Origin of the sequence: Rickettsia tamurae (genome assembly GCF_000751075.1) — a bacterium.
GTDB lineage: Bacteria > Pseudomonadota > Alphaproteobacteria > Rickettsiales > Rickettsiaceae > Rickettsia > Rickettsia tamurae.
Genome location: NZ_CCMG01000014.1, coordinates 21209 through 33068, shown reverse-complemented (window position 1 = coordinate 33068; position 11860 = coordinate 21209). Strand labels below are relative to the sequence as shown.

The following is an 11860-nucleotide window of genomic DNA, read 5'->3' as shown; positions in this document are numbered from 1 at the left end:
TTGTTTTTCTGGATACCGTGGACCAAGCCACGGTATGACACTAAAATATCACTTTAACACACAACTCTGTTTGTTATAAGCTAGTTTCTTACAAACCCCTTTGGCTTGACTAAGACTACCATAATCACCGGCTAAGATTAAATAGAAAAATTTGCCGTCCTCATATTTAACTTTTTTGGTTGTGATAACAACATTTTTAAGAATTTTTGGGAATTTCTTTTTTATTCTTTCCCCTTCTTGCATTGCTTCTGCTTCAGATTTTACCGAACCTAGTTGTACTTTATAACTTTCATTATTTTTACAATTTTTAGCATTACTAACCTTATCCTTACTTCCTTTTTCAAGCTTTATGATATTTAAATCAGTTTCATTTTTGGCGTTATTACTTGGCTCTATTAATGCAATAAGGTTGGATATTTCATCAAAAGATTCATCGCTTTGACTTTGGTTACGAGAATCTATATTCATAGGTTTCTCAGGATCAGGAAGCAATTTTACGGTTTTAATATTTGTATCTTTAGCAATAAGATTTTCATATATCGTACTATGTACTGCTACTATTTGGTTATTTTCTATTATAGACGGTTTTATTTTTGTAGGCAACTCATCAGGATAAATAGTAATTACCGGCTTGCTATTCTGATAATATTGATAACCAAAATAAATAGCGGATATACATATTAAAAATACTAGAAATATTTTAATAAAAATATTATTGATCATGATATATAAAATATTTGAGATGTCACCCCATGGCTTGACCACGGGGTCCAGTAATAAAAAATCTAAATACAGGTAAAATTTTAAAACTAAAAGCTCGATTTATCTCGATTTATGTTGGACCCCGTGGTCAAGCCATGAGGTGACACAATGGGTTTTATCGATCCACGCGAGCAATACCTCCTCGCAATGACGATGAAAACCTAACTACATTTTGTTCATTGGTTCTACACCTATCACTTCGAGACCGCTAGCTATAACTTTCTGTATGGCACTTGCAAGAGCAAGACGTGCTAGAGTTAATTCTTTATTGCTCTCAATTACAAATCTATAATCGCTATTTTCTTTACCGAAATTCCACATAGAATGAAATTTTGAAGCTAAATTTATTAAATAAAATGCGATGCGATGTGGTTCAAAATATTTTGCAGATGCTTCTAATGTTTTTGTCCACGCAGCTAAAAGTTTTATAATCTCAATTTCTTCTTCTGACGATAATAAAGATAAATCATACTTACCTGCTTCAAAGCTATTATAAGATTCCGGCATTAATTCTCTAGCTTTTGATAAAATAGATATCGTTCTCACATGAGCATATTGTACGTAAAAGATAGGATTTTCCCTTGATTGTTCTTTCACTTTTACTAAATCAAAATCAAGCGGCTTATCATTTTGCCTTGTTAACATCATAAATCTTATAATATCTTTCCCCACCTCATGATTTACATCTTGCACACTAGCAAAGCTCCCAAGGCGTTTTGACATCTTAACCGGTACACCGTTTTCAACGAAATTAACCAATTGACAGATTTTAACGTCCACTTTAACCTGCTCTTTGCCTAGAGCCTTAACTATTGCCTCAATTCTTTTAACATATCCACTATGATCGGCACCAAGTACATAAATTAAGTGATTCGCTCCCCGCTCTATTTTATCCTTAGCATATGCAAGATCGGAAGCAAAATAAGACCAACTTCTATCAGCTTTTTCTATAGGACGATCTTGACTATCACCGTACTTAGTAGATTTAAATAATTTTTGAACTCTATTATCCCATTCCTCATGAACTTTACCTTTAGGGGCAGGTAACGTACCTTCATAAATTAGCCCCATACGCTCCAGTAGTTTAACTGTTTTCTCTATCTCACCTTTATCATGCAATGATTGCTCAGAGAAAAATATATCATGTTTAATCCCTAAATCTGCTAAATCTTTTCTATTTAAATCAAGCATTTTTTCTACGGCAAAATTTTTAACTATTTTGAACTTTTCAGCATCGTTAATCGTTAATAATTTATTGCCGTATTCTTTCACTAAAATTTGCCCGAGCGGAATTAAATACTCTCCCGGATATAACCCGGCAGGGATAGTAATTTGCTCACCTAAAGCCTCTTTATAACGTAATAATACCGTACTAACTAAATCATTTATTTGTGAGCCTGCATCATTAACATAATATTCTTTTGTAACGGAGTAACCTACCTTTTGCAAAATCCTTGCTAACACATCACCATATACCGCACCCCTAGCATGCCCTATATGCATTGGACCGGTGGGATTTGCCGAAACATACTCGATGTTAATATTTCTGCTTTTATCTATATCAATTTCAAAAAATTTTTCTTCGTGCTGTAAAATATCTTTTATTGATGCCTGCCAACTATCAGCTTTTATAGTGAAATTAATAAAGCCCGGTCCTGCTATTTCTATACTTGCAATATAAGGTAATGTTATAAGGACTTCTTTAAACTTTAAAGCCACTTCCCGAGGAGAAATACTTTCTTTAGCTGCAATAATCATTGCAATATTACTTGATAAATCACCGTTAAAACTATCTTTCGGTGTTTCAATAGTAGCAGTATTTGCTATTTCTTGATTATTATATAATTGCTGACTTGCCGCAATTATATCTTGTTTCAATTGATTAAATATATTCATAATTATTAAATGTTATTAAAATTCAGCGAATAGACTTCTTGCAAACGTCTGCTAATAAGGAGGAATCTGAAGAAAACACGGAACGCAGCACCGCAGCGTACACTTTAGTACGTAAGGATGCGAGTACCGGATTGACGTACAAATTACCCTTAGAAGCAAGTTATGTAGGAAGTCGAACAAAGCTGATTATATTCCTGAATGGCAAAACGGTCAGTCATCCCTGCTATATAATCAGCAACAACTCTAGCTTTACTATATGTTTCATTAGAGTCTATTAGCATTTTCCAATTAACCGGCAATAAATTAATATCATCCATATAAACCTTAAACAAACCTTGTACGATTTTAGTACATTTAAGGCTGATGGCCGTAATTTTATTACTTTTATAAACTCGCTTATGGAGAAACTTTTTAGTTTCCTTAATATTTTCATTAGTTTTTTCTGTAAAATCCACTATCTGATAATTCAAGTTACGTATTTTGTCTATATTAGTAATTTTTTCTTTATTTAAATTTTCTTTTGTTTGCCATAATAAATCGGTAATTAACTCATGTATTAGCTTACGTACTACCTCATAAATCAGACATGAGGAACTAATATTTTTAAATTTTGATTTGAGTTCAAAAACATGCTGATCAATATATTTAAGTTCAGCAAGACTATTAAAATCGATAATTTTAGCACCGATACTATCTTCCAAATCATGCGAAATATAGCTAATATCATCGGCAAGAGCTGCTATTTGAGCCTCTGCTGATGCATAAGTACTAAGTTCTAAATCATTTTGCTTATTATACTCTGCTATATATTCATTTATCTCACCTAGTATAGGACCGTTATGTTTTACGATTCCTTCTAAAACTTCCCATGTTAAATTTACTCCATTATAAGCCGCATATCTTTTTTCAAGTAATGTTAGTATCTTTAAAGATTGAGCATTATGAGAAAAACCGTTATACTCTTTCATACATTCATTTAAAGCTCTCTCTCCCGCATGACCGAAAGGCGTATGACCAAGATCGTGAGCAAGTGCTATTGTCTCAGCTAAATCACTTGATAAATTTAAAGTATTAGCAACCGAACGTGCAACAGTCGAAACCTCTAGAGAATGAGTTAGCCTATTTCTGTAATGATCTCCCTCGTGATTAATAAAAACTTGAGTTTTATATTGCAAACGCCTAAATGCATTAGTATGTATAATGCGATCACGATCACGTTCAAACTCGTTTCTATAAGAGGTCGGGATTTCCTTATATAATCTTCCCCTACTTTTAAGAGGATCAGAAGCGTATGAAGCAAGCATCGTTATCCTTTATTTTGAAAGACGTTGTTGTGTGACTTTGGTTTTCCGGTTGTCATACCGTGGCTTTACCACGGTATCTAGTAATTAAAAAATACAAATACAGCAAGTTTTTAAAACTAAAAGCTCGATTTATCTCGCTTTACGCTGGATACCGTGGTAAAGCCACGGTATGACAAATTTGACAATTTCTAAACCACACAACAACACCGACTTGAAAAATATCAAGATATACTATATAATTTATGAGACTTTTACAAGGTAATTTTAAGTGACGATAACAATTACGGATAGAGCTTTTGAACGGGTTTGCGAGTTAGTAGAGCTAGAAAAAGATAAGAATTTAGTACTGCGAGTTTCGGTTGATAGCGGCGGTTGCTCAGGACTTATGTATAATTACGAACTAGTCTCAAAAGATAATATAGAGCAAGATGATTATGTCATTACTAAACATAATGCTACAATTATTATTGATTCTATCTCTCAAAAATTTATGCTGGATTGTACTCTTGATTTTATAGAAGAGCTAGGCAGTTCATATTTCAACGTTAGTAATCCGCAAGCTAAAGCAAAATGCGGCTGCGGTAATTCTTTCTCGGTGTAAATCCAAGTATTGCGAGTGGGCATTGTTATTAGAGTGCCGAGGTCATTCTCGCGAAAGCAGGAATGACCTCGTAACATCAAACTTTAATGTTGATCATTAGGTTGCATAGCTGCTCCACCTACCTCAACTTCGTCATTATCACCATAAAGAGGAGGAATTACTTCTTCATTATTGCCGTTATTATTCTCTTCCTCCTCTTCTTCTGAAGCACTATCTCCATTAATATAATAATGTTGTTCTTGGGCTTGTTGAGCTATTAAACTTTGTTTTAATGTTTCAGCTTGAGATTTTCTTAAATTTAGTCCTTGTCCTTTACATTGCTCCGTAGAGAGAATTTTAAGGCCTTGAGATTGTCTTATTAAATCATCGCATACAAAAACCCCGCAGTCCGAAGTATTTCCTTCTTCTTGTTGTTGAGTTTTTAAATCTATTATTTCTGCATCAGAGCAAACCTCGGTAATAAGTTTTACTAAGTCAGGACGATCATTTAACAATCTGCCCAAAGGATCATTATAAGTAAATATTATCTTATTTGTATCATTATCTTTACTAATCATCATACTTACCCAATGCCCATGTCCTGTATTAATCGGCATAAGTACAACTTTACCTTTGTTCTTCAAATCCTCATGCACTCCCTCTCTAAGTGCATCTCTTACTTGTTCAGGGCTTGTTAAATCAACGTGGGTAACTATAGAGAATTTATTTTTGTCTATATTTGCTTCTAATATATTTTTTATATCATCTTCACTATACCAGTAATCCGATTCTTGTATATTTTCTATAGTGTGAAGCGGGGTACTTTTCGTTAGCGGCGGTTGTTGTTGATGCTTTTGCTGCGGCTGAATTAAAGCTTCTTCTTGTTTTTGAGGCTGCGTATCATTTTGTTTGTTTACTTCTTTTTGTTCATTAGTCAATTGCTCATTTTGATTTTGTTGTACTTTTGGCCACCCCTTGGCTTGCGGCTCCGGCAGTGGAATAAAATCATTTATTATAGTCTGTGTATCACTTAAAAATTTTGTTCTGTCGGCCTCCTTGGCAAACATACTAAGATCCTCTATTTTGCCTTTGTCAAGCATTGCACGTATAAAAGCAGTATTTTTTGCCATATCCGTATCAAAAGCTTTTAAAGCCTTTGATACTAATTCTTGTTTTTCTTTCTCATTTTTGTCAACTCTACTTGCAGCTCTCAAATATTCAAGTCCTGCTTTTGACATTAAATTTAATTTAAACAAAAATTCTGCTACAGATATATGAAGATCTTTTTCTAAAGATATATAATGTGCTTTCGTTTCTCTTTTACTTTTTAAAATACTAAAAATTTCATGAAGAATATTACTACTCTCCTCAATATCGGCTATACTTAAACTTACTTTAAAATATTTCATTGCTTCATGAATTAACTTTATAGCACTTCCGTTTTCATTTTTACTTCTATACCATTTCCCTAGTGTTAAAAATAAGTCACCTATTTTTTTACAAATATTGCTAAAAATATACGGAATGGTATCATGACCATAGAGAAAGTTAAAATCTTTATCAATTTCTAGGGCATTAATATATTCTCTTATCGCTCTAAACCAGTCTAATTCCGATTTACTATTTTCATAGATCATACCTAAATAATAATGAGCATTGGCTTTTATTTCATTTATAGATATAACAATATGCTCAGCTTGCGGTCCCGTAAGTTTATCAAGCCATTCTAATGCTTCTTTATAATATTTTTTTTGTTCTTTATTAGATTCTACATTATCAGTTACCTGATAAGGTTTTAATTTCATATCTAATATAGCTTTATCTAATAAATTTTCTTCAATTAAGATTTTTTTGCTTCTTCAACTGCCCCCATCAGCGGTTGTAAATCTTGCGATTGCGGATAAAGTTTTTTACAAAAAGATAAAGCCTTCCATTGCTGATTTAAGAAATATACATAGTTACCTAATATTCCTTGGAAATGAATTTTATCTTTTATATCTTCTGCCTTATAAAATTTTCTTATAGTTTCTAAAAATGAACAAACCATATTTAGGTGATCATTTGGATTTTTTAGCTGATCATTAGAATATTTAATATATGTATCTTCAAGCTCTTCTATTTCTTTTAAAACAGAAAAAAAGTTTCTTTGGTTTTTTGTACCGGTGATTTATTTAATATTTTTTTGGCAAATAAGGTTGAATTAACGAATAATTTTTTGAGAACGTGTCTGAATCTAACGGTTGGCGTAAATCAAGAGAAATAAACGGGCTTATTATGTTATGCTTATTGACTTGAAGAAAATTTATAATAATTTTACCTATAGTTAAAATATTTTCATTTACTTGATTAGATAAAACTTGCGGTAAAATTATCTTATTTGCATCTGATTTTTGAGGTTTTATATATACTTCTTTTATTGTAGCCCATTTACCTTGACTTAAGTCCTTAATATTAAGTGTATCCGAAAAGGGTCTTACACATAGGTTTATCAGTTTCTTTACATGTTTGATGATCAATGGCTCATATGAGTTTTTTTTACTCAAAATATCTTGTAACTCTAATTTCAACGCAATATTTATAAGATTCTTTTGTTCCTCAGTTATAAGAGGATTTGCATCGGAACCGGAATTAAGTAGAACATCTCCTTTACCTTTGGTAGAAGAAGCAAATGCATCCAAGTTAGCGTGTTTCTGTTCATCTATTATAGTAAATTAGTGTTTTTTTCTTCTTCATTTTTACTCTGAGAAATAGCCTCGATATAAGAAAAGATTTTTTCCCGCTCTACTTGTATTTCATTATTTGCGATTGTTCTAATTAATAACGAAATAGCAGATATAACAATAAAAAAATCTTTGGTCTCAAGTGTTTCTAAAAAAGATTTAGTATCACCGCTAGGTTTTTTAAATAAATTTACAGATTTTCCTAGCTCTGTAATTATAAATTTTTGTCCTTCATCTAAGTTTTTACTCTTCAAAAGCTTACTGAGTTTACTTTTTTCTTCCTTAATCTTAGTATTTTTCTCTCTTTCATTTTTATAATCAGCAACAGAAATTATATAAGATACAGCATCTTCTAATTGTTCTTTAATTTCCAGAGTTAACTGACCGTTACCGTCTCTAAAAATATTAGTAAATTGTTTATATGTAGAATCAAAAACACCCTTTACACTATTATCGCTAATTACGACTGAAAATTTAACTTTTTCGGCTAATTCTAATATTTGCCAGTAAATATATGAATTAAGAATTGTTTGAATAGTATCTATGGGTTTATTATGAATCCCTGGACATTCTATAATATTAATTCCACCTTCATCATCAGATATAAAGAAATTATTAACACGCTTATATCCATTGTCTGATTCATGATGTATTTTTTCATCATATTCCGGTTCTTTCACATATGAAGAGCGGCCTTCATCTTCTTCTAATTTTTGTCCGCTTAAAAAACAACTAAGAGTAGTGGTACCTACTCCGTTCATCCCTATCATCGCAATTAGTTTATTTATATTATTTCCTGTTTTAGTAATTTCATTATGACTTTCTGCAATCATTTTAAAAGCTTATTACCGTTCTTTATGACCGGTCTTTCCAGTTCATAAAAATTTGTAAGAGGTTGCAAATTTTTATTTTCGATTTCATCTTCGATGTTTTGAACTTTTGTTTTCTTTAAATATGCATTTACAGAATTTTCATTTAAAATATCTACTTCGGAAATGAGCTGAAATTCTGAATTATCATTAAAATTAGGAGAGATTTTTAATTCTGCTAGCTTATGTTGATTATTATGTTTTATCTCTAATAAAGTTTTTATTCCGATATTAGTTATTGCTTTATTACTTACTAAAGAAAGTTTAGTTATTGTTTTGTTAAGTCTAAACACTTCGGCTAAAATTTTTATTTGCTTATCATTTATACCGCAATTGTCCCAAAATACTCGCTCGATAGTCTTATTATTCCTTAAATAATTTGCTATATATTGTATATCTTCCGTTATAAAGGGGTAGACTAAAATCCAAAGCAGCCACGTGGATAAACTCTGCAAGCCCGCTAAGTTAATATATCCTTAATATTAATATTACGTAATTTCATTAATATATTACATTCTTCAAGAACAGTTAAGTTTGGAGTGTTTTTTTGTTCCAAAATATTATTAAAATACTCCGTCAAAAAATCATTTATATTTTTTAAACCTCGTTCCTGTTTGGGACTTCCACCAATTAAACATATATATTTACCTAAAATAATTTATATTACTCCAAATAAAAACATTTTTGCTCCGTAAGTTGAATAAATAAATATTAACACTACTTAAAAAATTTTTTTGAATAAGTAAATTTACAACAAGGATTTAAAGGTGAATTGATGGAATTCTGAGGATAAGAAAGTTCTATTTATGTTGTAAAAATTATCACTTCTATTTTAAAATTGAATTAATAGGGGATATTTATATATATTTTGAAAGGTAAAATTTGAGGTTATTTTTCTTTTGTAATTTTATCATATTTTTTTAGTTTGATAAGAATGGATTCTAGATTATCCAACTTAATCATACATGGACCATCGCTTGGAGCGTTATCGGGGTCTTGATGTACTTCCATATACATACCAGCGATACCTACAGAAGTTGCTGCCTTTGCAAGTAACTCTACATATTTTCTTTCTCCGCCGGTACTACCTCCTAGTCCTCCCGGTTGCTGAACGGAATGTGTGGCATCAAAAACTACAGGTACATTTAACTCTGCCATTATTGCAAGACTACGCATATCAGATACCAAGTTATTATAGCCAAAACACGCTCCTCGCTCTGTAAATAATATATCCTTTACTCCAAAAGCTTCTAGTTTTGTTTGTACATTTTTCATATCCCACGGAGCTAGAAACTGTCCTTTTTTTACTTTTACTATTTTACCTGTTTTTGCTGCAGCTTGAAGCAAGTCGGTTTGTCTACATAAAAATGCCGGAATTTGTAAAATATCTGCTACTTCGGCTGTTTCGGTACATTGACTCTCTGAATGAACATCAGTAACAATAGGACAATCGAATTCAGATTTTACTTTTGATAAAATTCCTAAACCTTTCTCAATACCAAGTCCTCTAATCCCATTTACGGAAGTTCTATTAGCTTTATCAAAAGAAGATTTATAAATAAACGGAATCTCAAGCTTGCTAGTTAATTTAACAAGTTTTTCTGCCATAAACAACGCATGATCTTTTCCTTCAATCTGACAAGGCCCTGCAATTAGAACAAACGGTAAATCATTTCCTATTTTGATATTGTTAAGTTTTACTACTTTTTGCATAATTCTTAGATTTAATTAATTGAGGCACGAATTAGTGTTTCTCTGTTATATCAGGCGCTGATTCATTTTCTATTAAGTCATTGTTAATTATTAGCGTATAATATTTTTCTTTTATTGTCGTTAAATCATAATTACCATGATAATAACCTTCTAGGTTAATAATTTTTTTTAAATAAAAATTTACCTGCTCTGTTTCTAACGGTTCATCTATATTTTTTATAATAGACGACTTAATATTAATTAAATACGCTTTTATTTTTTTAAATTCTTTAATAATTATAAAAATATCATGCGGTTTTGTTACCAATATTCCTACAAACAAAATTAATAATATTTGTGTTAAAGACATATTTATATTAATTTCTTATGTTTATATTTTGGATTTAAAATACTTTTCCCGTTAGTACTTAGCATATATTCATGATAATCTTGATAATTTCCTTCAAACCATGTAGCATTATTTTCTTTATCATATGATATAATATGAGTGGCTATTCTATCTAAAAACCACCTATCATGACTAATCACTAATACACAACCTGCAAAGTCTAAAATAGCATCTTCAAGTGCTCTTAACGTATCAATATCTAAATCATTAGACGGCTCATCTAATAATATAACATTTGCTCCTTCTTTTAGTAATTTTGCCAAATGTACTCTGTTACGTTCTCCACCTGAAAGTTGTCCAACTTTTTTTTGTTGATCACCACCTCTAAAATTAAAAGCTGCACAATAAGCCCTACTTTTAATTATTCTATTACCAAGTTGTAATTCATCTAGACCTTCTGAAATTTCTTCCCATATAGTCTTATTATCATCTAAATGATCCCGTGATTGATCAACATAACCTAATTTTACCGTTTGACCAATTTTAATAGAACCACTATCTGGCATTATTTTACCTGTAATAATATTAAACAAAGTAGACTTACCTGCTCCATTCGGTCCAATAATTCCTACAATAGCTCCACGTGGAACTTTAAAACTAAAATCTGATAATAATATTTTATTATTAAATTTTTTAGCTATATGTTCTGCTTCAATAACAAGATCCCCTAAACGAGGTCCGTTAGGTATAATTATTTGAGTAGGATCAGTTTTTTGTTCTTGTTGTTTATTTAATAACTCTTGATATGCTGTAATACGTGCTTTATTTTTTGATTGTCTAGCTTTTGGAGTTTGACGAATCCATTCAAGTTCACGATTCAATTGTTTTTTTCTATCATCGTCTTCTTTACTTTCTAAAGCTAATTTTTTTTGCTTCTGCTCAAGCCAAGAACTATAATTTGATTTCCACGGTATACAATTTCCACGATCTATTTCTAATATCCATTCTGTAACATTATCTAAAAAATAACGATCATGGGTAATTACTATTACAGTACCCTCATAATGCTTTAAATAATCTTCAAGCCAAGAAACTGATTCTGCATCCAAATGATTTGTAGGTTCATCAAGTAACAACATATCAGGTTTCTCTAAAAGCAATTTACATAAAGCCACTCTTCTTTTTTCTCCACCGGAAATTTTTGTAATATCTGCTTCTTTTGGTGGGCAATGTAAAGCAAGCATTGCGATCTCTATTTCACGTTCTAGATTCCATCCATCACAATTGTCTATTTTTTCTTGCAATTCTGCTTGTTTATCAAAAAGCTTTTGCATTTCTTCATCAGTGATTTCAGCAAATTTGTTACTTATATAATTAAATTCATCAATAAGTTTTTTCTTTTCATGAAGACCTTCTATGATATTATCAAAAACATTTTTACTAGCATCAAGATACGGTTCTTGAGGTAAATATCCTACTTTTATACCAATTTTAGCTGTTGCTTTACCTTCAAACTCTTTATCAATACTTGCCATTATTTTTAATAAAGTCGATTTGCCTGCTCCATTTGGACCTATTATACCGATTTTAGCTTTTGGTAAAAATGATAAATTTGTTTCTTTTAAAATTCGTTTACCATTTATAATTTTGCTTAAACCAACCATTTTATAAACATATTGATATGACAT

Annotated in this window: 12 protein-coding genes and 1 pseudogene; 2 read left to right on the top strand and 11 right to left on the bottom strand. The window is 31.1% G+C overall.

Features of this window, described 5'->3' with window-relative positions:
* Nucleotides 1-48: 48 nt before the first annotated feature.
* Together MB29_RS04820 and argS are read right to left on the bottom strand one after the other, a co-directional pair.
* Nucleotides 49-723 (bottom strand): SPOR domain-containing protein, encoded by a 675-nt coding sequence (locus MB29_RS04820; protein WP_032139283.1) that lies wholly within the window; start codon nt 721-723, stop codon nt 49-51.
* A gap of 204 nt (nt 724-927) precedes the next feature.
* A complete protein-coding gene (gene argS, locus MB29_RS04815; RefSeq protein ID WP_032139282.1) occupies nt 928-2658 on the bottom strand; it encodes an arginine--tRNA ligase in 1731 nt (576 codons plus the stop codon).
* 14 nt (nt 2659-2672) lie between these two features.
* Between argS and MB29_RS14225 the strand changes: the two are divergent.
* Nucleotides 2673-2822, top strand: a pseudogene (locus MB29_RS14225) (palindromic element RPE1 domain-containing protein); the annotation flags it as partial.
* Here MB29_RS14225 and MB29_RS04810 read toward each other — a convergent pair.
* A complete protein-coding gene (locus MB29_RS04810; RefSeq protein ID WP_008579536.1) occupies nt 2808-3962 on the bottom strand; it encodes a deoxyguanosinetriphosphate triphosphohydrolase in 1155 nt (384 codons plus the stop codon). The pseudogene MB29_RS14225 and the gene MB29_RS04810 sit on opposite strands and share 15 nt — an antisense overlap.
* A gap of 268 nt (nt 3963-4230) precedes the next feature.
* On the opposite strand from MB29_RS04810, the gene MB29_RS04805 reads away from it, so the two are divergent.
* On the top strand, nt 4231-4563 hold the full coding sequence (locus MB29_RS04805) for an iron-sulfur cluster assembly accessory protein (RefSeq protein WP_032139281.1): 333 nt from the start codon (nt 4231-4233) through the stop codon (nt 4561-4563).
* An 83-nt stretch (nt 4564-4646) separates the two neighbouring features.
* Here MB29_RS04805 and MB29_RS12865 read toward each other — a convergent pair whose 3' ends face one another.
* The 8 genes from MB29_RS12865 to ettA all read right to left on the bottom strand — a co-directional run bounded on the left by MB29_RS12865 (nt 4647) and on the right by ettA (nt 11860).
* Entirely contained in the window at nt 4647-6347 is a 1701-nt protein-coding gene (locus tag MB29_RS12865) for a Ulp1 family isopeptidase (RefSeq protein WP_233418953.1), read from the bottom strand.
* Nucleotides 6348-6382: 35 nt separating this feature from the next.
* Nucleotides 6383-6589: a hypothetical protein gene (locus MB29_RS04785; RefSeq protein ID WP_032139280.1), complete on the bottom strand. Its 207-nt coding sequence runs from the start codon at nt 6587-6589 to the stop codon at nt 6383-6385.
* 124 nt (nt 6590-6713) lie between these two features.
* Nucleotides 6714-7220: a hypothetical protein gene (locus MB29_RS12860; RefSeq protein WP_233418952.1), complete on the bottom strand. Its 507-nt coding sequence runs from the start codon at nt 7218-7220 to the stop codon at nt 6714-6716.
* 23 nt (nt 7221-7243) lie between these two features.
* Nucleotides 7244-8095, bottom strand: coding sequence for a hypothetical protein (locus MB29_RS04775; protein WP_032139279.1), 852 nt, complete (start codon nt 8093-8095; stop codon nt 7244-7246).
* Entirely contained in the window at nt 8092-8586 is a 495-nt protein-coding gene (locus MB29_RS04770; protein ID WP_032139278.1) for a leucine-rich repeat domain-containing protein, read from the bottom strand. The genes MB29_RS04775 and MB29_RS04770 overlap by 4 nt, the downstream gene beginning before the upstream one ends.
* A gap of 433 nt (nt 8587-9019) precedes the next feature.
* The gene (kdsA, locus tag MB29_RS04765; RefSeq protein ID WP_032139277.1) at nt 9020-9844 is read right to left on the bottom strand and encodes a 3-deoxy-8-phosphooctulonate synthase; all 825 of its coding nucleotides are present in this window, start codon (nt 9842-9844) and stop codon (nt 9020-9022) included.
* Between the two features lie 31 nt (nt 9845-9875).
* A complete protein-coding gene (locus tag MB29_RS04760; RefSeq protein WP_008579523.1) occupies nt 9876-10193 on the bottom strand; it encodes a DUF2672 domain-containing protein in 318 nt (105 codons plus the stop codon).
* Nucleotides 10194-10195: 2 nt separating this feature from the next.
* Nucleotides 10196-11860 carry an energy-dependent translational throttle protein EttA gene (ettA, locus tag MB29_RS04755; protein ID WP_032139276.1) on the bottom strand — a complete coding sequence of 555 codons (1665 nt, stop codon included), beginning with the start codon at nt 11858-11860 and terminating at the stop codon, nt 10196-10198.